Annotated in this window: 17 protein-coding genes; 8 read left to right on the top strand and 9 right to left on the bottom strand. The window is 57.4% G+C overall.

The features are described from left to right. Positions 1–149: 149 nt before the first annotated feature. Positions 150–1,601 (top strand): DUF1254 domain-containing protein, encoded by a 1,452-nt coding sequence (locus tag LC059_RS01880; RefSeq protein ID WP_226702134.1) that lies wholly within the window; start codon positions 150–152, stop codon positions 1,599–1,601. A gap of 65 nt (positions 1,602–1,666) precedes the next feature. On the opposite strand, the gene LC059_RS01875 is transcribed toward LC059_RS01880, so the two are convergent. Further along, positions 1,667–2,683 carry an aspartate carbamoyltransferase gene (locus tag LC059_RS01875; protein WP_226702133.1) on the bottom strand — a complete coding sequence of 339 codons (1,017 nt, stop codon included), beginning with the start codon at positions 2,681–2,683 and terminating at the stop codon, positions 1,667–1,669. Positions 2,684–2,799: 116 nt separating this feature from the next. Further along, positions 2,800–4,251 (bottom strand): exodeoxyribonuclease I, encoded by a 1,452-nt coding sequence (gene sbcB, locus LC059_RS01870; protein WP_226702132.1) that lies wholly within the window; start codon positions 4,249–4,251, stop codon positions 2,800–2,802. A 143-nt stretch (positions 4,252–4,394) separates the two neighbouring features. On the opposite strand from sbcB, the gene argS reads away from it, so the two are divergent. Further along, the gene (gene argS, locus LC059_RS01865) at positions 4,395–6,131 is read left to right on the top strand and encodes an arginine--tRNA ligase (protein WP_226702131.1); all 1,737 of its coding nucleotides are present in this window, start codon (positions 4,395–4,397) and stop codon (positions 6,129–6,131) included. A 28-nt stretch (positions 6,132–6,159) separates the two neighbouring features. On the opposite strand, the gene LC059_RS01860 is transcribed toward argS, so the two are convergent. Together LC059_RS01860 and LC059_RS01855 are read right to left on the bottom strand one after the other, a co-directional pair. Then, positions 6,160–6,378 (bottom strand): DUF2007 domain-containing protein, encoded by a 219-nt coding sequence (locus tag LC059_RS01860; RefSeq protein ID WP_226702130.1) that lies wholly within the window; start codon positions 6,376–6,378, stop codon positions 6,160–6,162. A 236-nt stretch (positions 6,379–6,614) separates the two neighbouring features. Continuing rightward, positions 6,615–8,384, bottom strand: a complete 1,770-nt coding sequence (locus tag LC059_RS01855) for a diguanylate cyclase domain-containing protein (protein WP_226702129.1) — start codon at positions 8,382–8,384, stop codon at positions 6,615–6,617. A 446-nt stretch (positions 8,385–8,830) separates the two neighbouring features. Here LC059_RS01855 and gcvP point away from each other — a divergent pair, with 446 nt between their 5' ends. Beyond that, the gene (gene gcvP, locus LC059_RS01850) at positions 8,831–11,722 is read left to right on the top strand and encodes an aminomethyl-transferring glycine dehydrogenase (protein WP_226702128.1); all 2,892 of its coding nucleotides are present in this window, start codon (positions 8,831–8,833) and stop codon (positions 11,720–11,722) included. Positions 11,723–11,787: 65 nt separating this feature from the next. Here gcvP and LC059_RS01845 read toward each other — a convergent pair whose 3' ends face one another. The 4 genes from LC059_RS01845 to purU all read right to left on the bottom strand — a co-directional run bounded on the left by LC059_RS01845 (position 11,788) and on the right by purU (position 14,908). Further along, positions 11,788–12,522: an MHYT domain-containing protein gene (locus LC059_RS01845; RefSeq protein ID WP_226702127.1), complete on the bottom strand. Its 735-nt coding sequence runs from the start codon at positions 12,520–12,522 to the stop codon at positions 11,788–11,790. Positions 12,523–12,613: 91 nt separating this feature from the next. Continuing rightward, on the bottom strand, positions 12,614–13,504 hold the full coding sequence (locus LC059_RS01840) for a hypothetical protein (protein WP_226702126.1): 891 nt from the start codon (positions 13,502–13,504) through the stop codon (positions 12,614–12,616). A gap of 144 nt (positions 13,505–13,648) precedes the next feature. Continuing rightward, positions 13,649–14,053: a hypothetical protein gene (locus LC059_RS01835; RefSeq protein ID WP_226702125.1), complete on the bottom strand. Its 405-nt coding sequence runs from the start codon at positions 14,051–14,053 to the stop codon at positions 13,649–13,651. An 18-nt stretch (positions 14,054–14,071) separates the two neighbouring features. Next, the gene (gene purU / locus LC059_RS01830; RefSeq protein WP_226702124.1) at positions 14,072–14,908 is read right to left on the bottom strand and encodes a formyltetrahydrofolate deformylase; all 837 of its coding nucleotides are present in this window, start codon (positions 14,906–14,908) and stop codon (positions 14,072–14,074) included. A 121-nt stretch (positions 14,909–15,029) separates the two neighbouring features. Here purU and pepQ point away from each other — a divergent pair, with 121 nt between their 5' ends. The 3 genes from pepQ (at position 15,030) to LC059_RS01815 (ending at position 20,810) form a co-directional block, all read left to right on the top strand. Then, positions 15,030–16,334 carry a Xaa-Pro dipeptidase gene (pepQ, locus tag LC059_RS01825; RefSeq protein WP_226702123.1) on the top strand — a complete coding sequence of 435 codons (1,305 nt, stop codon included), beginning with the start codon at positions 15,030–15,032 and terminating at the stop codon, positions 16,332–16,334. A 185-nt stretch (positions 16,335–16,519) separates the two neighbouring features. Next, positions 16,520–18,433 carry an acyltransferase family protein gene (locus tag LC059_RS01820; protein WP_226702122.1) on the top strand — a complete coding sequence of 638 codons (1,914 nt, stop codon included), beginning with the start codon at positions 16,520–16,522 and terminating at the stop codon, positions 18,431–18,433. Positions 18,434–18,764: 331 nt separating this feature from the next. Further along, positions 18,765–20,810 carry an amidohydrolase family protein gene (locus LC059_RS01815; protein ID WP_226702121.1) on the top strand — a complete coding sequence of 682 codons (2,046 nt, stop codon included), beginning with the start codon at positions 18,765–18,767 and terminating at the stop codon, positions 20,808–20,810. Between the two features lie 142 nt (positions 20,811–20,952). Here LC059_RS01815 and metE read toward each other — a convergent pair whose 3' ends face one another. Next, complete coding sequence (gene metE / locus LC059_RS01810) at positions 20,953–23,187, bottom strand: 5-methyltetrahydropteroyltriglutamate--homocysteine S-methyltransferase (protein WP_226702120.1); 2,235 nt, start codon at positions 23,185–23,187, stop codon at positions 20,953–20,955. 129 nt (positions 23,188–23,316) lie between these two features. Here metE and LC059_RS01805 point away from each other — a divergent pair, with 129 nt between their 5' ends. Together LC059_RS01805 and LC059_RS01800 are read left to right on the top strand one after the other, a co-directional pair. Beyond that, on the top strand, positions 23,317–24,261 hold the full coding sequence (locus tag LC059_RS01805) for a LysR family transcriptional regulator (RefSeq protein WP_226702119.1): 945 nt from the start codon (positions 23,317–23,319) through the stop codon (positions 24,259–24,261). Positions 24,262–24,295: 34 nt separating this feature from the next. After that, the gene (locus LC059_RS01800) at positions 24,296–24,844 is read left to right on the top strand and encodes a cytochrome b (protein WP_226702118.1); all 549 of its coding nucleotides are present in this window, start codon (positions 24,296–24,298) and stop codon (positions 24,842–24,844) included. The last annotated feature ends 67 nt before the right edge of the window (positions 24,845–24,911 follow it).

Genomic DNA, 24,911 nt, shown 5'->3' with positions numbered 1-24,911 from the left:
GATCAAAAATGGCGAAATGTGGCAACGGCTGAGAGGACGCGGAAGAGCAGTAGATGGAACGCGATAACCGCCAGACTACACTTGGCGAAATTCCGTGGCCGCAACGCCGTTGGGAAACCGTCTACGCGTAGAATATCTCGGAGGTTACGATGGATACATCGTTCACCCGTGGCACTACTAAGCTTGGCCTGATACTAGCCACGCTCCTTTCCGCATTGTGGGCCACAATCATCAGCGAGCGACCGCAGGCCGAAGATTGGCCCAGTGTCGACGAGGCTCGCAAAATTGGCGAAGAAGGCTTTATTTACGGCCTGCCAATCGTGATGAATTACTCGATCATGTACGAGTATGCCATCAACAAGAACTCCGGCCAGTTCAAGGCACCGTTCAATAACCTCAACAACGAGGCCCGGGTATTTACCTATAAGGACACCACGGTTGTCACCCCCAATAGTGACACGCCCTACTCCATGGTTTGGTTGGATTTACGCGCAGAGCCCTTGGTGATCTCCGTACCGAAAATAAACGACAAGCGTTATTACTCAGTTCAACTGAATGACGGCAATACCTTCAATTACGGCTATATCGGCAGCCGGGCGACGGGCAACGAGGCCGGCAACTACCTGATCACCGGCCCAGATTGGAAAGGAGAAAAGCCCGACAGTATCGACAAGGTATTCACTGCGGGCTCGGATTTCTCCCTCGCAATTTTCCGTACACAGCTGTTCAGCCCGGACGACATGGAAAACGTGATCAAGATCCAGGCCGGCTACAAAGTACAGCCGCTGTCTTCATTCGCTGGCATGGCAAAACCAGAGCAGGCAGCCAAAATCAACTTCCCGGCAATCGACAAGCAGTCCATGCAATCCAGCTTTTTCAAATATCTGGACTTTGCCATGCAGTTCAATGCCCCGTTTACAGACGACCGGGAAATCCGGCAGAAGCTGGCACGGATTGGGGTGGGGCCGGACAAAAAGTTCTCGTTCGATGAACTGCCTGACGACGTGCAGCAAGCCGTCATGCAGGGGGCAAAACAGGGCGAGCAGAAAGTGACCGAGGCAGTACGGAGTATTGGCACCAGAATGAACGGCTGGCAAATCAGCTCGCCCGCCGGCTCACAGTCATTTTACAGTGGCAACTGGCTGCTGCGCGCGGCCGCTGCATCCGCCGGTATTTATGGCAATGACGCCGTCGAGGCCACTTATCCCATGACCAGGACTGACAGCGAGGGAAACACTCTCGATGGCAGCAAGCACAAATACACCCTGACATTTGCCAAAGGCCAACTGCCTCCGGTCAATGCTTTCTGGTCAGTCACCATGTACGACGGCAAAAACCAGTTGCTGATCAAGAATCCGATTGACCGCTACCTGATCAACTCGCCGATGCTATCGAACATGAAGAAAAACGAGGACGGTTCGGTCACCATCTATATCCAGAAAACCTCACCGGGCACTGATCGGGAAGCCAACTGGCTGCCGGCACCAGATGGCCCTATTTACCTGGTGATGCGCCTGTACTGGCCGAAAACCGGGGATCCCTCTGTGCTGCCACCGGGAAAAGGCAGCTGGAAGCCACCGGGTATCCAGGTCGCGGACTAATCCCCCGATACCTGCATCCACAAAAAAGCCGGCAACACTGCCGGCTTTTTTGCGTTTCTCGGTTGCTAGACCTGATTGCGTCGGGTCTGCCAAGTAATCGGGCGCGCGTACTGGTCCACCTTGTCGTCGACACCAAGCAGCATCGCAAACAGTGCCATCCTCACCAGCAGGCCATTATCCGTCTGACGGAAAATCGCCAGGCTGGGGTGCTCATTCAGGTCCGAATCCAGTTCGTTGGCCTCGGCGCGGGAGTCCCGCGGCAGCGGGTGCATGATCACCGTGTTGGGTTCCGCGTGGCGAGTGAAGATGTCACGGTTCAGGCGAAAGCGGCCGCGATAGCGGTCGGCGTCGGCCTGGGATTCGAAGCGCTCCTCCTGAATGCGTGTGGAATAGACGATATCCACATGCTTGATCGACGGCTCCAGCTGATCGGTGATGGTTACCTGATGCCCGGCCTCGCGCAGTTTCTCCACCACTGCCTCAGGCATTGCCAGTTCGCCCGGGGATACCAGGACCAGTTGAACGTTCTTGAACAGGCACAGCAACTTGCACAGGGAGTGCACCGTGCGGCCGTGCTTCAAGTCACCGATCATGGCGATGCGGAAATTGTCGAGGGAGCCGCCCTTGCCCTCCAGTTCCTTGCGGATGGTGTAGAGGTCGAGCAATGCCTGGGTCGGGTGCTCATTGGCACCGTCGCCCCCATTCACGATGGGCACCCGGCTCGCGGCGGCAAATTCCGCTACGGAGCCGGCCTGCGGGTGGCGCATACAGATAATGTCGGAGTAACCGGAAAGGACCCGTGCGGTGTCATACAGGGACTCCCCCTTCGCCAGTGAACTGGCCGAGACACCCACCGTCTCGCGTACGGTGCCGCCAAGCAGGTTGAAAGCGCACCCGAAACTTACCCGGGTGCGGGTGCTGGGTTCGAAAAACATATTGCCGAGAATCGCGCCCTCGAGAACCCGGGTGACTTTCTCCCGGCGGGCGTAGGGAACCATGGTGTCTGCCACGGAAAAAATACGGTCGATGTCACCCCGTTCGAACTGGCTGACAGAAAGGATATTGGCGCCGATAAAGTCCATTGTTTCTCCACTACTTGAGCCGGGATCGCCGGCTGCTTTACCGGGCCGGTATTCTACGCGCGCGGCTGCGGGTGGAACAGTCGGAATTGAGGGGCTGGCTCCTGTGAAGACAGCGCTTACCCCATCAGCGCGTCACCCCAGGCTTCCAACTGATCCAGCAGCTCACTGCGCTCGGGGAACTCCTCCCGCATGCGCGCGATCTCCTCAAAATACGCCTCCATAGTGATGCTCGCCCCAAACGCCGGATCCGTGAGGCGCTGGTAGCGCCACTCCTCCCAGCGCTCCCGCTCTTCTTCATTCAGCGTTTCCGGGAAGTTGCGCGCCCGCAGGCGAAAGAGTAGTTCCGGCAAGCGCGAATCGGAAAACGGCACCTGACCGGCGATTGCCTCGGGGCCCCGGCTGGCCAGGGCGCTGTGCAGCTGACGGCAGATATCGCGGTCGGCGTCATTCATAAAGCCATCGTAGAGGCGCGCCTCCACATCCTTGGCCGGAAACTCACCATCCAGGAAGACCTTGTGCAGTTTCTCCGTCAGGTCCAGCCCCTTTAACGCCTGCCAGTTGGTCTCGCAGGCCGCCTTGTCTATCTGCAGGTCGGCGGCGCGCTGGTCGGACAGCATATTGGCCGGCGCCAGCACCGGGCAGCGGTTCATATGAATCAGTTTCAGGCCCGCCGGCAGCTCACCGTCTGCCAGCTTGTCGCGGGCGGTATACAGGCGCTCGCGCAGCGCCTCGGCATCCAGGTCGAGAATCGGCTGCGGGTCCATTGCCAGGTTGGCACAGATGACCGCGTTGCGATTGACCGGGTGCATGGCGAGCGGGAGAACATAGGTCAGATGGCCATGAGTGGCCGGCACCTTGCCGGAAATATGCAGCAGCGGTTTGCGGTCGCGGGGATTCAGGAGCTTGGCGACTTCCTGCTTGCGGCGCAGGTTGTATACATAGTCATACAGTTTCGGCTGCCGGTCTCGAATCAGGCGCGCCATATCAATGGTGGCGCGCACATCGGAGAGTGCATCGTGTGCGCCCTCGTGACTGATGCCGTTGGCGGCAGTGAGCTCCTCCAGGCGAAAGGAAGGAACCGTCTCTCCAGCCGGTGTTTGTCGCTGTGGCCACTCGATACCCTCGGGGCGCAGCGCATAGGTGAGCCGCACCATATCGATAATATCCCAGCGACTGTTACCGGACTTCCACTCGCGCTCGTAAGGATCCAGCAGGTTGCGGTACAGGGTATGACGGGTGACCTCGTCGTCAAATCGCAGGCTGTTGTAGCCCACTCCACAGGTGCCCGGCGCCCCCAGCTCATCGAGTATCCGCTGGATAAACTCAATCTCTGGCAAGCCCTCGGCGAATGCCTTCTGCGGCGCCAGCCCGGTCACCAGCGCCGCCATCGGCTGCGGCAGGCAATCACTGGCGGGCCTGGCGTAGATCATCAGCGGCTCGCCCACGATGTTGAGATCCTCATCGGTGCGGATACCGGCAAACTGGGAGGGCTTGTCCGCCCCCGGATTTACCCCCCAGGTTTCGTAGTCGTGCCAGTACAATGTGGTGCCCGATGCGGTGCCAGCCATGATTCCCCTCTCTATTCTTTTGATCGCGCGCCATGTTACCCCAGCTCGGTAAACTCGCGCAGGTTGCAATGCCCCCACCGCCCATTAAAATCCCGCCTTCTTCTATATTGTCCAAGACCTCCAATCCGGATCAACGCCCATCTATGAATACTCGCCAGCAGCTTAACGACATCTTCCAGGCCGCCATGACTGCCGCCGGCATCCCCGCCGAATGCAGCCCCGCCGTCGCCCCGGCCAAAAAAGCCGGCTTTGGTGACTACCAGGCCAACGGCGCCATGGCCGCCGCCAAAAAGGTGGGCAGCAACCCCCGCGAGCTGGCCGCCAAGATCGTGGACAACCTGGGCGACCAGCCGATGATCGAGAAGGTCGAGATCGCCGGCCCCGGCTTTATCAACATCCACCTGAGCGAATCCTGGCTGGCAGACACTCTCGCCGCGACCCGCGCCGACGAGCGCCTGAACATCGCCAAGGTGGAAGAGCCGCAGACCGCGGTACTGGATTACTCCCACCCCAACCTCGCCAAAGAGATGCACGTGGGCCACCTGCGCACCACCATCATCGGCGATGCCCTCGCCCGTCTGTTGGAATTCCAGGGGCACAAGGTCATCCGCCAGAATCACATGGGCGACTGGGGCACCCAGTTCGGCATGCTGCTGGCGCACTTGGCGGACAAGATGGAAGACCAGGATGCCGAGGTTGCGCTCAAGGATCTGGAAGTCTTTTATCGCGAGGCCAAAGTCCGCTTTGACGAAGAGGACGGCTTCGCCGACCGCGCCCGTGAGTACGTGGTGAAACTGCAAGGTGGCGATGCCGACTGCCTGAAGCTTTGGCAGCGCTTTATCGACATTTCCATCAGCCACGCAGAAGAGATCTACGACAAGCTGGGCGTCACCCTGCAGCGCTCCGACGTGTACGCCGAGAGCCAGTACAACGATGACCTGCCGGTGCTGGTGAAAGACCTAATTGACCGCGGTATCGCGGTAGAAGACCAGGGCGCCATCGTCGCCTTCCTGCCGGAAATGGCGGATAAAGAAGGCAACCCCAGCGTGGTAATCATTCAGAAAAAAGGTGGAGGCTACCTCTACGCCACCACGGATCTGGCCGCCATCCGCTACCGCGCCAATGTGCTGAAAGCGGACCGTATCCTGTACGTAGTTGACGCACGCCAGTCCCTGCACCTGCAGCAGGCCTTCACCGTTGCGCGCAAGGCGGGCTACCTCGCCGACGAGCAAACACTGGAACACTGTGCCTTCGGCACCATGATGGGTAACGACGGCAAGCCGTTCAAAACCCGTACCGGCGGTACGGTAAAACTGGCCGAGTTGCTGGACGAAGCGGTGGAGCGCGCCACGGCGCTGGTGGCGGCAAAGAATCCGGACCTGAGTGAGGAAGAGCAGGCCGAGATCGGTCGCGTGGTGGGTATCGGCGCGGTGAAGTACGCCGACCTCAGCAAGACCCGCACCAACGACTACGTATTTAACTGGGATGCCATGCTGGCGTTCGAAGGCAACACCGCTCCTTATCTGCAGTACGCATATACCCGCGTGCGCAGCATCTTCCGCCGTGCCGGTGTGGATCCGTCAGAACTGAAAGGTAACATCGTACTCGGCACCGACGCCGAGCGCGCGCTGGCGATCAAGCTGAATCAGTTTGGCGAGGTGCTGGACCAGGTAGCCAAAGACACTTTCCCGCACGTGCTGTGCACTTATTTGTACGAGCTGGCAAGTGCCTACATGGGCTTCTACGAGGCCTGCCCGGTACTGAAAGAAGGTGTGACAGAAGAAGAGAAGCAGAGCCGCCTGCAATTGTGTGACCTGGTTGCGCGCACGCTTGCTACCGGCCTGGGCCTGCTGGGTATCGAGACCCTTGAGAAGATGTAACAAGGGAAAAATGTAAAGACTTGCTCGATCAGGCGCTTTCCCGGGAGAGCGCCTGCTGCAAAACTTGCTGGGCGTTGGCCAATTCGGAATCGCGAATTAGCCAGAGCTCGGAGTTCCAGTCCAGCCCGCCCTGGGCAAGTTCTACCCGGGTTTTCTGGGTCAGTACGGAGTAACCCGCCGACTCCAGTAAATTGCGCAGATAACTACCGAGAAGCTGATCGTTGGTGGTGTAAATTTTGCTCGCCATGGTGCGACTGGTTAACCTTTCTAAACCGGGCTTTTGACCCGGCCTGCCCGACACTGTTGATATTACAGCGACCTCTTTTTCCTCCCGCCGACTCTTTAACCGAGGGTATGTCGGTAGAGAATTCGCGTGCAGGATTACTATTTAAAGATAGTCCACAGAGGCGGGGCGAACCGGCAAAACACGAAAAATTCGTCCAGCGCTTGAGGCAGAACGCGCCAAAACCATGGCAGCTGCGGCTAGCGCAGTTTTGACGTGACGAGTTCAAATGGCGTGCGCACTCCCTTGCTGGGGGTAACGCCGGGAATAGTGTGATTGGGAGAGGTTGTGGGCGGCTCGGAGAGGGTCGGGAGATCGGGGGTATAAAGCTGGTATTTGTTTTTGCCATGGCGTTTGGCGTGATACATCGCCATATCCGCCTTCTGCAGAATAAGTTCTAGGGTTTCAGCCGTTTCATCGATAGCGACAACCCCGATACTCATGGTCACCGCCACCAGGCTATCTTCAATTTTTACCGGCTGTGCCACGGTATTAAGCAGTTTTTCGGCAAGAATCCGGTAGGCATCCGGCTCCTTGATGTCCCGCACAAATACACAAAACTCATCGCCACCAAGCCGCGCAACGATATCCCCGCAGCGCATCACACTCAGCAAGCGACGTGCGATCACCAATAACAGTTCATCTCCGCCCTGATGCCCCAGAGTGTCATTGACCTGCTTGAAGTCGTCCAGGTCGATAAAAAACAGATACCCCCGCTCGGGCACTGACAGAGGCTGGTGCCGCGCCAGATCCAGATAGAATTCCAACTGTTCCAGCAGGCTATAGCGGTTGTCGAGGCCAGTCAGACTATCGTGCATGGCGATCTGTTCCAGCTGCGCGGTCTTGCGGCTCACCATATCATTCATGTCTTCCAGCTGGTCACAAACCGTAAGCCCGGTGTTGTCCAGCACATCCAGTTCGTCAAACTTGTCCAGCGACTTTTTCACCGGGCGGATCAACTGACGCGCATCATTGAAACGGCCATTGGTCAGCAGAGGCAACGCCTCGGCAAGACGACGCAGGCGCACGATCGGACGCCACAGGGTTCCAGCCACCGCGGCACTGAAAATCAGCGCGCCGAGTACCGAAAACAAAAGGAGTAATTTCACGGACTCGTCGATGTGCTCGACCTGGCTTGACACATCTTCGACGAAAACAAACTGCGCACCGCGATCGCCAACATCCAGGCTCATAGTGCGAATATCGAACTGGCGATTACCCATCTCATGGGCACGTGAGCGCTGCAATTCGCCGAGCGTGGACACCTCGCCCGACACCCGGGTCAGCAAAGGTAGTATCCGTTCACTGGAGGTCACTGACAGTACTTCCCGGTGCCAGCCCGTCAGGTACCGGCTGCCCGCCTGCTCCGGTGCCTTATCGCGTACCGCAGACAGGATACCGATGTCTGAACCGGTCATTTCGCGAAAGCGCCGCAGCTGGTTTACCAGCGCCCGGTCCACCTGCAGAACGTAGTCACCGCCACGAGCACGCATGGGCACCGCCAGGCTTTGCACGCAGGTGTGTTCGCAGTGCACCAGCTCCAGCGGTTGACCTCGCAACAGAACCTGGCTGACCTGCTCCGGGCTCAGCGCACTGTGCGGGGAGCCCCAGCTCAGCATGGGGTCGTTCCCAGCGTCATAAACCTTCAGCGCATGCAAGTCCCAGCTCTGCTGCAACAGCTCCCACTGCCGGTCCATCGCCTTGCGCAATTCATTCCGCGAGGAAATCCTGCCCCGAGGACTGAGCGCAATCAGCTCCGCCAGTCGCGCCAATTCCTGCTGTGACTGCTGCAGCAACCCGGATATCTGGAACTGGAAATTGAGATGGCGATGCTCGCGGCTTTTCGCCAGGAGTGACTGAAGACTGCCGCTGCCCAACAGAATAAAGAAAAGGCACATTGCCACCACAAGTAGCAGTGCAAAAAGGCAGGCCTTGAAGCGCAATGAGCTGAGTTTGGCCGTTCGCAACACGATTAAGCCCCGATCTCCTTGGGATTTGCCGTCGCCGCCTGAGGGATGTACGGGAGCCACCCGGCACCCCTTGAGGCCAGTATCACGACAGGGATCCTTCCCTCGTCATATCGTTATTCGACCAGTATGGCGCACATCTGTATTTTCGTTTGTCGAGTCCGCCGCCACACAGAATAAAATAACGCCAGACCAGGTAAAACAGGATATATGTCACATATCCGCCCCGGATGCAGCACAGATTTGACCTGTATTCGCTTCAATTGCCCGCAATCACGACGGTTGCTAAGATGCGCGCCGGCCGGGGCCAGAAGCCCCCTTTCGACGGCCTACTTTGCTATTTTTTACCGGTACTCTGTTTCTAAAGTGTCGTTTCAACGCGTTTCGACCGCAGGTTTCCACAACAGACCGCCGGCAACACATTCAGTGTTTATAGGAATCCAACCACCATGACCCAGCCTTCCCTCAAGCAGTTGGAACAGCACGACGCCTTTATCCGCCGCCACATCGGCCCGGACGCCGCGCAAACCCAGGCCATGCTCGACACCCTCGGTGTCGCCACCCTGGACGAACTGATTGAAAAGACCGTCCCCGCCGCCATTCGCAAATCCGACGAGCTGAACCTGGCGGACGCGGTAGACGAGCAGGAAGCGCTGGCGGAACTGAAAGCCCTGGCGAGCCGCAACAAGATCTTCCGTACCTTTATTGGTATGGGATACCACGACACCATCACTCCCAACGTGATCCTGCGCAATGTGCTGGAAAACCCGGGCTGGTACACCGCCTACACCCCTTACCAGCCGGAAATCGCCCAGGGCCGCCTTGAGGGCCTGTTGAACTTCCAGCAAATGATCATGGACCTCACCGGTATGGAGCTGGCCAACGCCTCCATGCTGGACGAAGGCACCGCCGCCGCGGAAGCCATGGCCATGTGCAAACGCCAGGTTAAGCGCAACAAATCCAATATCTTCTTTGTGGACGCGGACTGCCACCCCCAGACCATCGCGGTCGTACAAACCCGCGCCGAGCACTTCGGCTTCGAAGTGAAGGTGGGCAACCCGGAAACCGAGCTGCCGGAAGAATTGTTCGGCGCCCTGTTCCAGTACCCGGGCTCTACCGGTGTAGTGCGCGACCTCACTGACCTGATTGCCAAGGTACACGACGCTGGTGCCCTGGTGACCGTTGCCGCTGACCTGATGAGCCTGGTGGCACTGAAAGCTCCTGGCGACATGGGCGCAGACGTGGTTGTGGGCTGTAACCAGCGCTTTGGTATCCCCATGGGATACGGTGGCCCCCACGCCGGTTTCTTCGCCTTCCGCGAAGCCTACAAGCGCTCCGCACCGGGCCGCATCATCGGCGTATCCGTGGACAGCAAGGGCAAACGCGCCCTGCGTATGGCCATGCAGACCCGCGAGCAGCATATCCGTCGCGAGAAGGCCAACTCCAATATCTGTACCTCCCAGGTACTGCTGGCCGTGATGAGCGCCTTCTACGCGATCTATCACGGTCCCGACGGCCTGAAGACCATCGCCGCACGCATCCAGCGTCTGACCGATATCCTGGCCGCCGGCCTGAAAGAAAAAGGCCTGAGCCTGACCCACGACAGCTGGTTCGACACCCTCACCGTATCCGTGGGCGACAAGCAGTCTGCGCTGTTCGACTGCGCTATCAAGGCTGAAATCAACCTGCGTAAAGTGGGCAGTGATGCCCTCGGCGTGAGCCTGAACGAAACCACCACCCTGAAAGATGTCTCCGAACTGCTGGATATCTTTGTTGGCGGTGACCACGGCCTGGACCTGGAAAAAATCGACAGCGAGCTCGCCGCCAAGGGCGTTGCCGGCGTACCGGCCAGCCTGCAGCGCGCAACGGAATTCATGACCCACCCGGTGTTCAACACGCACCACTCGGAAACCGAGATGCTGCGTTACCTGAAGACCCTGGAGTCCAAGGACATTGCCCTGAACCACAGCATGATTCCGCTGGGTTCCTGCACCATGAAACTGAACGCCACCGCGGAAATGATCCCGGTGACCTGGCCGGAATTCGGCAAGCTGCACCCGTTTGCCCCCGCCGACCAGGCGCAAGGCTACCGCGAGATGTTCAAGCAGCTGGAAGCCATGCTGGCAGAATGTACCGGTTACGACGCCGTGAGCCTGCAGCCGAACGCCGGCTCCCAGGGTGAGTACGCGGGCCTGGTTGCGATCAAGAAATACCTGGAAGCCAAAGGCGAAGGCCAGCGCGACATCTGCCTGATCCCGGCTTCGGCCCACGGCACCAACCCCGCCTCCGCAATGATGGTGAGCATGAAGGTGGTCGTGGTTGCCTGTGACAACAAGGGCAACGTGGACGTTACCGACCTGAAGGCGAAGATCGAAGAGCACGGCGACCGCATCGCCGCGCTGATGGTCACCTACCCGTCCACCCACGGTGTTTTCGAGGAAGGCATTCGCGAGATCTGCGAACTTATCCACAACGCCGGCGGCCAGGTATACATTGACGGCGCCAACATGAACGCGCTGATTGGCGTGGCGGCACCGGGCAAGTTCGGCGGTGACGTATCCCACCTGAACCTGCACAAAACTTTCTGTATCCCCCACGGTGGTGGCGGCCCCGGTATGGGCCCGATCGCCGTTGGCGAACACCTCAAGCCCTATCTGGCCGGGCACCCGGTAACCGAAGTACCGGGCAACGATCCGGTCAACGGAACTATTTCCGCTGCGCCGTGGGGTTCCGCCAGCATTCTGCCGATCAGCTGGATGTACATCCGCATGATGGGCAAACAGGGCATGAAGCTCGCCACCGAGACCGCGATCCTGAACGCCAACTACGTGGCCAAGAAACTGAGCGAGCACTACCCGCTGCTGTACAAGGGCAGCAATGGTTTTATCGCCCACGAGTGCCTGATCGATCTGCGCCCGCTGAAGGAAACCAGCGGCATCACCGAGGAAGATATCGCCAAGCGCCTGATGGACTTCGGTTTCCACGCGCCCACCATGTCCTTCCCGGTCGCCGGCACCCTGATGATCGAGCCGACCGAATCCGAAGCGCAGGAAGAGCTGGACCGCTTCGTGGAGGCCATGGCAACCATCCGCCAGGAAGCGGAAGACGTGGCCAGCGGCAAGTACACTGCAGAGGACAACCCGCTGCACAACGCGCCGCACACCCAGGACGATGTAATGACCGATGAATGGACCCACGCCTACAGCCGCGAAGTAGCCGGTCGCCCGGCGGCGTGGCTGAAGCACCACAAGGTGTGGCCGGCGTCGAACCGTATCGACAACGTCTACGGTGACCGCAACCTAATCTGCTCCTGCCCGCCGGTTGAGAGCTATATGGACTGATTGATCAGTCTGCGAGAAACAAAAAAGCCGGAGCACTGCTCCGGCTTTTTTGTTTTACTGTTTTTTCACTGGGGAATCGCCGGGCGATTCCGGTACCAGTGATTGACCCGTAAAGTCAGACCGATAATCGCAATACTGATCGCGAGTGTCACAATGCTCAGGTGCTCACTACTCAAGGCTCCGAAAAAACCCACCTCCGGCACAATTCCCGTATGCCGGTAACTGGCCGCGGCCATGCCGGTGTAGTGCATACCACAAACCGCCACCCCCATGATCAACGCACTGCCCACCTTTTGCCAAAAGCCGTGCAGGTGGAACGCCATCCACAGGGCGGCGAAGGCGGCAACCACAGCAATCACCACGGAAATAATCAGGATATTGAGGTTGTACTCGATGCTGGCGGGCATCAGCATCGCTTCCATGCCCATGTAGTGCATACCCGCAACGCCAACCCCCATCAGAATGGAAGTCGGGAGAAGTTTGTCGATGGTGAATTTGCCGGTGCCAACAATGGCAAGACCGCCGGTGCAGGCCGCCACCGCAATCACGACAGATACAAGTGTCTCGAATACATCGTAAGACATGGGCATATGGGACTTCATCGCCATCATACCCACAAAATGCATCGACCAGATGGCGCCACCGCCCATGGCAAGGCCCGCAAACGCGATGGCGCGCCGGCGGTCTGCCTTTACCACCGCCTCCGCAATGCCCGTTACCAGTTGCAGTGCGGCGAACGAGCCGAGCACAGAAATTACATAAGAAAGGGCTACCAGCGGAAGGCTGTACTGATCGAGCATTTGGATTCCCCCTGAATCGGTCTGCGAACACATAAAATCAGGGGGTTGTTACGGGCCTAATCAGGTGACGGATCAGTTCTAGAATCTATGCTTATTCACAATTAGCTAAATCATCCTGGCAAGCATACTCTTGCATCGCCAATGCCAGCGCGTCGAACAGCGGTGCCGCCCACTCCCTACCAGCCTCGATAGAGCCCGCCCGCGCGACAATATCGATGGCCCGCGACACTTCCATGATGGTCACCGTGGGACCGTACTCCGCTGCGCGCTCAATCAGAGGGTGCCAGGCCGCGGAGGAGCCCTCCACATCCGAGTGCCCGCCCCGCACGCGCGCACCGCGGTTGCCCAGAGAAACTCGTTCGTAGAAAGGCGCGATGTGGCGCTGGATCAGATTTTCCCAGGCGGTATTGCGCGGGTTAGTGCCGGTCACCAGCATCTGTGCACCGGGCAAAGGGTTCTGGACATTGGGATTATGCGCATCTGCGGTCAACAGAACTGTCTGCACTCTTCGGTTGCCCTTGTGCAGCCCGGCAATGAAATGCTCGAACGCCTGGTAGCCGTCGAGGTTTTCCCCGAAATCGGTAATCGAAGGGGTAAAAACCACAAAACCCAGTTTGCACAGTCGCTGCGCCATTTCCGCCTGGGTGATCAGGTTCCACTGCTGACCGATGGACTGACCATCGACCATTGCACCAGGCATCATGCGGCCGGGCTTGGTGTACTGCATGGGTAGCACCGCAATGGGCCTGTCCGTATCCACCTTGATCGCGGCAACGTCGGCGTGTGTCCAGTTCTCACCCGTATAGTTGAACTGAACTCGATAGCGCCCCTCCCCCTTCGCGAAGGAAAGTGCCCGCCGTTCATCGACAATTCGAGTGGGTGGGAGAAGCTCACCACAGGCGTCGGTGTCGGAAAACGCCGAGGTCGGCAGGCTTGCAGATAGGCTGCATAACAGCGCAGCCAGGCAAAATAGGTTTTTCATGGATCCCCTTCAGCAGGTGGGACAAGTAGACTCGGCCAACAATGACCAAAGCCTAACAGTCGCGCGAATGGCGATGCCAGATGGGATTTATCGCGCCGGCCGATGGAAGATTCAACCAGAAAAACCGGTAAAAGCTATTCGCGGTTAAAGCTTGGCCGCATCGCGGCACTCGCCGCGCACCTCGCCACCGAGCTGTGACACTACGCGGTCAATGACAAAATAGCCATCGCGACAGAAGCCGGTTTCCTTTAATTTCAGCTCCAGGGCGTAATCAAAATTCAAACGCTGTCCTCGACCGGGGCGCGCCCTGTTCAGATCCTGCTGCCGCACCATGCCGCTGCGCATGTTGGGACTTTCGGTATATGGACCGCGAAGCTGTGGCGCGGCCATTTCCAGTGTGTAGGTGAAACGCTTGGAACCATTGGCTGCGATTTCGGTATGGAAGGACTCCTTCAAGCCCGGATTTGGGGCCGTCGGCTCACTGGCACAACCAGTCAAAAACAGAGCCATGGGAATCGCAAGGTAGGTCAAAGGCAAACGGTTGAGCATCTCTCCCCCCAAATAGCGTTATTTAAAAACCACGGTGCGGTTGCCATGAATAAAGACCCGCTCTTCCAGCACAAGTTGCAATGCGCGGCTCAATACCTGCTTTTCCACATCGCGCCCGGCGCTAGCCATGGATTCGGCGGAATAGCCGTGATCAACATGGATCACATCCTGTTCAATGATTGGCCCTTCATCCAGATCGTCGGTCACAAAGTGCGCAGTAGCGCCGATGATTTTTACCCCGCGCTCGAACGCCTGCTGATAGGGCTTGGCACCGATAAAGGCCGGCAGGAAGGAGTGGTGAATATTAATAATGCGCTTTTTGTAGTGGGCGACAAATTCCGGAGTGAGCACCCGCATATATTTGGCTAGGATCAGGTAATCCGGCGCGTAGCCATCCACCAGCTGCATCACCTGCTCTTCGTGCTGGGCGCGCTCCAGGTCTTCCGCCGGCAGCCAGTGAAAGGGTATATCGAACTTTTCGACTAACGGCTGCAGATCTTTGTGGTTGCCGATGACCGCGGCAATCTCAACGTCCATAGCGCCGGAATAGCATTTCATCAGGATATCGCCGAGACAGTGTGCCTCTTTGGTAACCATCAGCACCAGGCGCTTGCGCCCGCTGGCCACCAGCTTACGCTCGGCCCCCTCCGGCAACGCCATGTCCAGGTCTTCCAGCAGGGTGGCATCGTTGAAATTGCCCTCCAGGGCGGTGCGCATAAAGAAGCGGCCCTGGGCGCGATCGACGAACTCGTCGTTCTTGGTAATGTTCAACTGGTGCTTGTAACAGATGTTGGTGATCTTCGCGATCAAGCCTTTGGCGTCCGGGCAATCCGTCAGTAGTATCTTCTTTTCCATGGACCAAAATCAGACTAATTGTTCAGAAGGCTGACTATACACTATGTGCATTCGTGCACCTGCCCCGCAGGTCATTTTTCAGACAGCCTCGGGGTAAAACCGGGATAGTATCGGGAGAATTATGGACAAGCACCTTTTCAGTGAACACCTGGCCACCCTGCGCAAACGCTACGACGAGATCCTCGAGCAGTGTGGCTTCGATACCCTAAACGTATTCAGCGGCGCTCCCTCGGTACAGTTCCTAGACGACAATTACTACCCGTTCCGGGTAAACCCTCAATTCAAAGCCCTGGTACCGGTCACCGATAACCCTCATAGCTGGGTCATTTACCGCCGTGGCCAGAAGCCGAAATTGCTGTTCTATCGCCCGGTGGATTTTTGGCACTATGTCCCGCCCGCCCCCCAGACCTTCTGGAGCGACGAGTACGATATCGAACTGCTGGCAAAGCCGGACGAAGCCAAGGCCTTCCTCAGCGGTGAAAACGCAGCCTTCATCGGCGAGACAGCGAGACTGGAAGGCTGGGATATCGGCCAGCGCAATCCCCAGCACCTGATCGACCGCCTGCACTGGGACCGCGCCTACAAGACACCCTATGAATTCGAGTGCCTGCGAGAAGCCAACCGTATCGCGGTTCGTGCGCACAAGGCAGCGGAGGAAGCCTTCCGTGCGGGCGCCAGCGAGTTTGAGATCAACCTCGCCTACCTGAAATCCGCCGGTCAGGGTGAGAACACCATGCCCTACGGCAATATCGTGGGCCTGAACGAACACGGAGCCATACTCCATTACACCCACCTGTCGACAGAACAACTGCCGGAGGCCGAGCGCCGCAGCTTCCTGATCGACGCGGGGGCCGACTGCAACGGTTATTGTGCTGACATCACCCGCAGCTACGCCTATCGCGACGGGGAATTTGCAGACCTGGTCAGCGCAATGCACGAGAAAGAGCAGGAGCTGGTCGCCGGTCTCAAGCCGGGCGCCTCCTACGTCGACCTGCACCGGGACTGCCACCACAAGGTCGGCCAGTTACTGCAACAATTCGGCGTCATTAAAACCTCGCCGGAAAGTGCGGTGGAATCTGGCCTTACCGGCACCTTCATGCCCCATGGCCTGGGTCACTTCCTCGGACTCCAGGTACACGACGTCGGCGGGCACCAGACCGCACCGGAGGGCGGCACCACCCCACCCCCGAGTGAATACCCCTTCCTGCGCACCACCCGCACCATTGAGGAGAACCAGGTCTTTACCATCGAGCCCGGCCTGTACTTTATCGAGAGCCTGCTGGCGGAGCTGAAAGAATCCCAGCTCGCCGATGAAGTGAACTGGGACAAGGTGGAAAAACTGCGTCCGTTCGGCGGGGTGCGTATTGAAGACAACGCGATTGTGCACGCGAACCGCGTGGAGAACATGACGCGGGACTGCTACTGACCTGCATATTTCCCTGACCAACAAGTCAGAGCACTTTCCCCCTGGAGCGCGCGATAACCATCGTGCGCTGCCGCCTTTCTTTTTGCGCCCCCGAGAGTGTTGGCTATTTCCTAGACGACATTTGCCGTTGTCGCTAAAATCATCGCCTTTTGCCTCCCCGGCATCGCAACCGGTCCTGCAGACAAATGGCTCCCAAAAGCTTTCGATTTGATATCAACGGCCTCCGCGCCTGGGCTGTCCTTGCCGTAGTCCTGTTTCACTTTGATCCCGCATGGCTCCCGGGCGGTTTTGCCGGGGTCGATATATTTTTTGTGATTTCCGGTTTTCTAATGACCGGCATTATTTTCCGGGGCATAGAGAACGGCAGTTTCAGCCTGGCAAAGTTTTATCGCGACCGGGCCGCCCGACTCATTCCCGCCCTGTCGGTGCTGTGTGGCTTGCTTCTGATTTTCGGAGCGGTGTTTCTGTACCCCACCGACTTCGAGGTGCTGGGGAAGCACGTCTTCGCGAGTCTGGGCTTTTTCTCGAACTTGGTTTACTGGCAGGAAGCGGGTTACTTCGATGTCGCTTCACACGAAAAGTGGTTGCTGCACACCTGGTCCCTCTCCGTTGAGTGGCAGTTTTACATCCTCTACCCGCTGGCCCTGATTAGCCTCTCCCGGTTCTTGTCACTCAACAAGCTGCGATGGTTACTGTTAGTCGGAACCCTGGTGGCCTTCCTGTTCGGCTGCCTCGCAAGTTACCAGTGGACCAACGCCGCCTACTTTTTGCTGCCCACCAGGGCATGGGAAATGATGCTGGGCGGCCTTGCCTTCGCCTTCCCGGTCCGTTTTTCGCCGAAGAAAAGCATCGCGCTGGAAGTCACCGGGTTCGCGCTCATCGCTGTCTCGATTTTGGCCATCGACAGCGAAACCGCCTGGCCCGGCTACCTCGCGGCCATCCCAACTATTGGAGCCTACCTGGTCATCGTCGCCCATCGCCAGCATAGCCCGCTAACCAACAACGCGCTATTCCAGCGCATTGGCAAACACTCCTATTCCATTTACCTGTGGCACTGGCCAATCATTGTGTTCGGCCATCATTTCGACCTCGACAACTGGTGGATGGTCGGCCTTCCGCTGTCTTTTTTGTTTGGTTGGCTGAGCTACCGCTATATTGAATCCTTCAAGATCAGCGAACGCTCAAGGTTCAGACGGGCGCTGATCTCGAAACCCACCTGGTCTGTGCTCGCGCCCGGTACCCTGGGTATGCTGGTGTATGCCACCAACGGCGCCGGCGCCATGCTGCCGCAGCAAATTATCGACCTGCAGCAGATGGCAAACTCCAGCCCCTATCGCGACCGCTGCCACGTTTCCGAGTACCAGGCACCGGAGGCGTCCTGTGCCTATTTTGCGCCCAAAGTAACCTGGGCCGTACTGGGGGACAGCCACACCGTGGAACTGGCCTACGCCCTGGCGCAGGAATTGAAAAAAAACGGAGAGGGGCTCAAGCACTTCAGCTTCTCCAGCTGCCCGCCGTCCTTTGGGCAGGGGGCCGATTTCAGCCGCTGCTCTGGCTGGTATGACGAGGCCGTCGCGTACATTGCGGACAATCCGGACATTACCCATGTGGTCATCGCCCACCGCTGGTCGTTGGCGCTCTGGGGTGACAATATCGACAGCTACCCCGAGGTACCCGCCCAACAGGCTTCGTCAACCACACGGGCGATAGCGAGCGCCATCGATGAGACCGTGCGCGCGCTGTCCAAAACCAAGGAACGGGTCTTCGTGATGTACCCAGTCCCCGAGCTCGGCGACAAGGTGCACGACCTGATCTACGACGCACACAGGCAGGATGCGCCGCTTGATCGGATCCGGGGTACCACGCTGGATTACTATCAGAAGCGCAACAAATTCATCCTCGACCACTTCGACCGTGCCCGCTACCCGGAGAATGCCCGCTTCATAAAACCGGCAGACACATTTTGCGACAGCACCTATTGCTACGCGGTAAAAGACGGGCAGACACTGTATTTCGACGATGATCACCCGTCCCTGACCGGCGCGGGGATACTCGCAAAGCAAATCCTGTCGGCGGAAACACTCGTATCAAGGAACTGACAGCACCGTAGGAGCCTGCCCTCCAGGCGGACCTCAAGGAATCCCAGCTGACGGATGAGGTGAACTGGGACAAGGTGGAAATACTGCGGCCGTTCGGCGGGGTGCGTATCGAAGACAGTGCGATTGTGCACGCGGACCGCTTGGAGAACATGACGTGGGGCTGTTACTGAGCCAGTTTCCAGACGGACAAGCTCCCGTCCTCTAATGTCATAATTGGCACAATTGGTGGCGTAATTTTTTTTGCCAAATCAAATTACGCACACCAATGCTTGTTTTGCTTTTCATTTGATTTCATTCTGAGTCCGCACATAAAAACGAAAGGACTCATACCGTGAAAATCCCTACTTTTCCCGCGCTCTTCGTTGTAGCCCTTCTGGGTACCGCCACCTCCGTATACGCCGAAACCCTTGAGTATGTTTTCTACGACAAAGAAGGGATCGCCGGAAGCGAGATCATCCAGCGAGACGGCAATCAGGTTACTGGTCAACTCAAGCTTGGATGGAATAACCGCCGCCTTAATCTCGACGAAACCTTCACCATCGGCGATGGTGAAATCCCTGAAAAAATTACCATTGAAGGTATCAGCCCGTTTGGTGCCCCGGTGTCCGAGAAGTACTCGATAGACAACGGCTTGGCCAAATGGAACAGCACTGACGAAAACGGCAGTGCAAAATCATCCACGGCACAGTTTTACGTACCTAAAAATGCCACGCTGGGTCTCGACATGCAGCTGGTCAAAGTACTGCTGAAAGATGATGATCGAACAATTGACCTACTTCCCCAGGGGCAGGCCACACTAAGCGAATTGGATCAGCTTACAATCAACGAGGGGGATACGGAATTAACCCTGCGCCTGTACGCCGTATCTGGGATTTCCTTTACCCCCGAACTGGGCTGGTACGATGAGCAAGGTAACTTGTTCGCACACGATAGCGGCGGCTGGTTTGCGATACTTCGTAAAGGCTGGGACAAATCCCATCTGGAGGTACTGAAAGAACGTCAGGTAAGCGCCGCAGATAAATATCTGAAAGACCTTTCAAGTAAACATACGTTGCGCTCTGACAAACCGATATTGATCAGCAACGCCGACCTGGTCGACGTGGAGTCTGGCCGTATTCAGAAGAATAAGCACCTGCTAATAGAAAATGGCAAGATCACGCGCATCAGCAATGCGCCTATACGCATCCCCGGTATAACCCAGGTCAACGCCAGCGGTCTGACCATGATTCCCGCCCTTTGGGATATGCACGGCCACCTCTCCCTGCAAGATGGGATTTTGAATATGGCGGCGGGCGTGATCAATGTGCGGGATATTGGCAATACCCACGAAAATATCATGCGGATCGAGGAGCTTTATGAATCCGAGGCCGTGATCGGAGGTAAAGTTTTTCGCGCAGGTTTTATGGATCGTGAAAGCGAAAATGCCATGCGTCTCGGAAAAACGGCCACCAGCCTGGAACACGCCAAGGAAATCGTGGACTGGTATGCCGAACACGATTATATGCAGATCAAAACCTATAGCTCGATGGAACCGGAATGGATAGCTCCACTTGCAAAGCATATCCACGACAAAGGATTGCGCCTGTCGGGGCACATTCCTGCATTTATGACCGCTGAGGAGGCGGTAGACGCGGGGTTTGACGAGATCCAGCATATCAATATGCTGTTCCTCAACTTTATGGGGTCAATAGACACCCGTAAGAAACTTCGCTTTACCGAAGTCGGGGAACACGCACATGAGCTGAACCTCGAAAGCAAGGAAGTTGCGGCTTTTCTCGACAAGCTCTCCGATAAAGGGGTAGTGGTTGACGCCACCACCACCGTATTCAGCTCCATGCTAAAGCGAAGGGCAGGCGAAATGGATCCGGAATACGCCAGTATCGCCGATAACCTGCCGATCAACGTACGCAGACAATTTGTAGGAGCGGAGCTCGACATAAAACCCGAACACCAGCATGACTACGACCTGTCTGCCAAAGCCCTGCTGGACATGATGCGCAAACTGCACGAGCACAAGGTGCCCATGGTAGCCGGCACCGATGGCCTGCCCGGCTTCACTTTGTTGCGTGAGCTCGAGCTGTACTCCATGGCGGGTATACCCAATGCCGATGTGTTACGCACCGCAACCGTAGTTCCTGCACAAGTGGTGGGCACGCTTAATTCTAGCGGCACAATTTCTGTGGGCAAAAACGCCGACCTGGTATTGCTCGATGGTAATCCGCTGGAGGACATCACTGCGCTGCGCCGTACGGCGCTGGTTATTGAGGGGCAGAACCTCTACCGGCCGGATGCACTTTACCAGGCAATGGGGATCAAACCATTTCATGAGTCATTACCGGTCAACCTGGGAAAATCGTCCGATATCGCGGCGCAATAAGACCAATCGCGATACGGTAAAAAGGTAGCAAAGTTAATCACGCTCCTACGAGTGAGGTAGGTGCGCTTCGCTTACCGACCCTACGGGACTGTTCTGTAGGGAAGATGAAACAAGCGTAGCGCATCCACCGGTCGCGCCGTGATCAGACGATTTCGGCACGCACAGTCCGCGCCGCTTCCACCATATTCAATAACGCCGATCCCACCTCTGCCCAGTTGCGAGTTTTCAGGCCGCAGTCCGGATTGATCCACAGTTTCTCTTTTGGAATAACCTTCAGCAGCTCGCGGGTGCGCTCCACCAGCTCCTTTCGCTCCGGTACATTGGGCGAGTGGATATCGTAAATACCCGGACCGATTTCATTCGGATATCCGCCCTGCTCACCGGCAAAGGCCTGTAACAGGCGAAGGTCGGAACGGGCGGACTCGATGGTAATGACATCCGCGTCCAGCGCCACTATCGCGTCCATGATGCTGTTGAAGTTGGAATAACACATGTGGGTATGAATTTGGGTTTCCGCTTTCACCTCACTGCAGGTGTAGCGGAAGCAGCCCACTGCCCAGGCAAAGTAATCCTCATGGCCGGAAACACGCAGGGGTACGCCCTCGCGCAGTGCCGGTTCGTCGATCTGGATAATACCGATACCAGCCGCTTCCAGGTCCAGCACTTCTTCGCGCAGCGCCCTGGCGATCTGCAGGCAGCTCACAGCCCGTGGGATATCTTCGCGAGGGAAAGACCAGTTAAGGATTGTGACTGGGCCGGTGAGCATGCCTTTTACCGGCTTTTTGCTCAGGCTCTGGGCGTACTCGCTCCACTGTACAGTCATTGGGTTAGGGCGGGAGATATCGCCGGCAATAATCGGCGGTTTTACGCAGCGGGAGCCGTAGCTCTGCACCCAGCCATTTCCGGTGTGGATAAATCCATCCAGCAGCTCGCCGAAATACTCCACCATGTCATTACGCTCAGCCTCACCATGTACCAGCACATCCAGACCAAGGATTTCCTGGCGGCGGATGGCTTCGGCGATTTCCGCGCGCAAATGCGCGTCGTAATCCTGCTGAGAAATCTCCTGGTTGCGAAACAGTTTACGCACCTGGCGCAGCACATCCGTTTGCGGGAAGGAACCAATCGTAGTGGTGGGCAGAACTGGTAATTGCCAGCGCTCCTGCTGCACCGGCACGCGCTCCCGGTATTTCTGTGCGCGCCAGGTGTTGTCCAGCTCGGCGCGAACATCTGCCTCGCTGCGGCTCGGCGTTTTCTCTACTTCAGGCAATTGTTCGGCACCCGCCTCAAAAGCCTGCTTTAGAGTATTCAACTCATCCAGTTTCTGGCGGCTGTAAGCCAATTTCTGTTTGTCTGCGCCCGCCATTGTGGTTTCGGTTTCCAGGTCTACCGGGCTGTGCAGCAACGAGCAACTGGCGGAGAGCCACAGACGCCCGCCAAGTTTTTCAGATACTGGCTGTAAAACCCGTTGCCAATGCGCCAGGTCAGTGCGCCAGACATTACGGCCGTTCACCACGCCTACAGAGAGCACCTGATCGTCACGCAGTGCGGCTATTGCCGGCTCCACTTCCTGCGGTGCGCGCACTGCATCGATATGTATACCGTCTACGGGCAGGCGAAATGCCAGTTCAAGATTCTCCTCGAGCGGTGAAAAATAGCTGGCAAGCAGCAACTTGCTACCGCTGGCTTTTGCCAGAGAATCATACGTGGGCGCAAAGGCATCACGCCACTCGGAGGGTAAGTCCAGTCCAAGGATGGGCTCATCAATCTGGACCCACTGCGCGGCAGCACCGGCAAGCTGTTCCAATAGCTGTACGTAACAGGGCAGCAGTTTCGGCAGCAGATCCAATGCGTTGTCCACACCCCGTCCGAGCCACAAATAGGTCAACGGGCCGATCACCACCGGCTTGACGTTATGACCAAGGCCCTGCGCTTCTCTCACCTCCGCCAGCAACCATTCAGCATCGAGGGTAAAGGACTGTTCCGCACTGAATTCCGGCACAAGGTAGTGGTAATTGGTATCAAACCATTTGGTCATCGCACTGGCGGCTACCGGTTCGCCGGAAGGCGCGCGACCGCGGGCTAGGCGAAAGTACTGATCGAGTTTGTTTTCCGCAGCGCCATCCGCGAAACGCTCGGGCACAACACCGAACATCAGCGAGTGGGTCAGTACCTGATCGTACCAGGCAAAATCTCCCACCGTGGTCAGCGCAAGGCCTGCGGCCTGCTGCGCCTGCCAGTTCTTGCTACGCACCTGTGAGCCCGCGGCCAGCAGTGCCTGCTGGTCGATATCCCCTTTCCAATAAGCTTCCTGTGCCCGTTTCAGCTCGCGCTGCGCACCGATGCGCGGGTAGCCAAGAATATGTGTTTGCGCCATGCCCTTCCCCAAATCGTTTGCCGCCCGGCACCATCTGCACCAGGCCATGAATTTCGGGGTTGATTCTGAGGGCGTCGTGATATTCAATCAATTTCATACTTTTCACGAAAAACATGAATATAAATAAAGATGATTGAATTACGACATCTTAGGGCACTGACCACACTGCGCGAAACCGGCAGCATGGTGCGCGCCGCCGAGCGCCTGCACCTGACCCAGTCCGCCCTCTCCCACCTGTTCCGGGAAATGGAAGACCGGCACGAACAGGCACTGTTTGTACGCAAGTCCCGTCCACTGCGCTTTACCAGCGCCGGGCTGCGCCTGCTGCAGCTGGCGGATGATGTACTGCCGAGAGTAGCCGTTGCCCAGCGGGATATCGCGCGGCTTGCTTCAGGTCAGGCAGGGCGGCTGAATATCGCCATCGAGTGCCACAGCTGTTATCAGTGGTTGATGCCGACCCTCGACACCTATCGGGACGATTGGCCTGAAGTGGAGCTGGATCTATCCAGCGGCTTCCACTTCGCCCCCCTGCCAGCGCTGGTGCGCGGAGACCTCGATCTGGTGGTCACCAGCAACCCGGACGAATCCCTCAAGGGCATTCATTACGAGCCCCTGTTTAGTTTTGAAATGTGCCTGGCGGTCAACCGCAAGCACGCGCTGGCAAGCAAGAAATGGGTGGAGCCACAGGAGCTGGCAAACGAAGTGCAGATCACCTACCCGGTGGAGCGGGAGAGACTGGATATTTTTCAGTATTTTCTTGACCCTGCCGGTGTCGAGCCGGACTCCGTACGCACCGCAGAACTGACAGTAATGATGGTACAGCTGGTGGTCAGCGGACGTGGTGTGTGCGCACTCCCTAACTGGGCGCTTTACGAATATTTACAGAAAGGATTGGTACAACAGCTTAGACTGGGGAAAAATGGCCTGTGGAGTACGCTCTACGCGGCAGTGCGTGAAGAGATGCTGGATCAGGCTTTCCTACAGGATTTTTTCTCTACTGCCAGAGATACCTGCTTTGCCAACCTGAATGGCGTGCGCGCTGCCGCAGAGCAAACTCAGGCCCACAATGAATAACGTAGAAATTGAAACAATACAGGGGAATCACCCAATGACATCCACGACCGATAGCTGGAGCAAAGCCCTCAAGACACTGCACTGGCTCATTGCCTTTTTCATCCTGTTTGCCTGGGCTTCCGTGGAGTTACACGAGTTTTACGAACGCGGCGACCCCATGCGTGGCTGGTGGATGGTGTTACATTTCTCACTCGGCTTTACAGTACTATTTCTTGGGATGTTCCGTCTGTATTACCGTGCCACCCACGGTCGCCCGAGCCTCTACGGCGGCAGCTTCCAGAAGCCAATTTCGCTTCTGGTACAAAGCCTGATGTACGTAGTCATGATCGGTATGCCCCTGACCGGCCTGCTAATGCGCCAGTTTGCCGGCCGCGAAACCACTCTGTTCTGGCTGTTTGACCTGCCATCATTTGTAGAAAAGAACACCGATCTGGCCAAGCAACTGGCTTTTGTGCACAAGGAATTTTTGTGGAATGCATTGCTGGTATTGCTGGTACTGCACATTGGCGGAGCGCTGTGGCACCACCTGATCACCAAAGACAACACCCTGCGACAGATGCTGCCGTTTGGAAAAACCCGGTAAGCGAGATACCAATCTCCGGATACAAAAAAGGGCGCTGAAAAGCGCCCTTTTTTGTTTTACGGTATGG

Source organism: Microbulbifer elongatus, from assembly GCF_020524885.1.
Taxonomy (GTDB): Bacteria; Pseudomonadota; Gammaproteobacteria; order Pseudomonadales; family Cellvibrionaceae; genus Microbulbifer; species Microbulbifer elongatus_A.
This window is presented reverse-complemented; position numbering and strand designations above follow the sequence as displayed.

Excerpts from the sequence above, each read along its gene's own strand:
- gcvP (WP_226702128.1), top strand. The coding sequence starts at position 8,831 with ATGACCCAGCCTTCCCTCAAGCAGTTGGAACAGCACGACGCCTTTATC.
- LC059_RS01860 (WP_226702130.1), bottom strand. The coding sequence starts at position 6,378 with ATGGCGAGCAAAATTTACACCACCAACGATCAGCTTCTCGGTAGTTAT.
- pepQ (WP_226702123.1), top strand. The coding sequence starts at position 15,030 with ATGGACAAGCACCTTTTCAGTGAACACCTGGCCACCCTGCGCAAACGC.
- LC059_RS01820 (WP_226702122.1), top strand. The coding sequence starts at position 16,520 with ATGGCTCCCAAAAGCTTTCGATTTGATATCAACGGCCTCCGCGCCTGG.
- LC059_RS01875 (WP_226702133.1), bottom strand. The coding sequence starts at position 2,683 with ATGGACTTTATCGGCGCCAATATCCTTTCTGTCAGCCAGTTCGAACGG.
- LC059_RS01800 (WP_226702118.1), top strand. The coding sequence starts at position 24,296 with ATGACATCCACGACCGATAGCTGGAGCAAAGCCCTCAAGACACTGCAC.
- sbcB (WP_226702132.1), bottom strand. The coding sequence starts at position 4,251 with ATGGCTGGCACCGCATCGGGCACCACATTGTACTGGCACGACTACGAA.
- LC059_RS01805 (WP_226702119.1), top strand. The coding sequence starts at position 23,317 with ATGATTGAATTACGACATCTTAGGGCACTGACCACACTGCGCGAAACC.
- LC059_RS01840 (WP_226702126.1), bottom strand. The coding sequence starts at position 13,504 with ATGAAAAACCTATTTTGCCTGGCTGCGCTGTTATGCAGCCTATCTGCA.
- metE (WP_226702120.1), bottom strand. The coding sequence starts at position 23,187 with ATGGCGCAAACACATATTCTTGGCTACCCGCGCATCGGTGCGCAGCGC.
- LC059_RS01835 (WP_226702125.1), bottom strand. The coding sequence starts at position 14,053 with ATGCTCAACCGTTTGCCTTTGACCTACCTTGCGATTCCCATGGCTCTG.
- LC059_RS01845 (WP_226702127.1), bottom strand. The coding sequence starts at position 12,522 with ATGCTCGATCAGTACAGCCTTCCGCTGGTAGCCCTTTCTTATGTAATT.
- purU (WP_226702124.1), bottom strand. The coding sequence starts at position 14,908 with ATGGAAAAGAAGATACTACTGACGGATTGCCCGGACGCCAAAGGCTTG.
- LC059_RS01880 (WP_226702134.1), top strand. The coding sequence starts at position 150 with ATGGATACATCGTTCACCCGTGGCACTACTAAGCTTGGCCTGATACTA.
- argS (WP_226702131.1), top strand. The coding sequence starts at position 4,395 with ATGAATACTCGCCAGCAGCTTAACGACATCTTCCAGGCCGCCATGACT.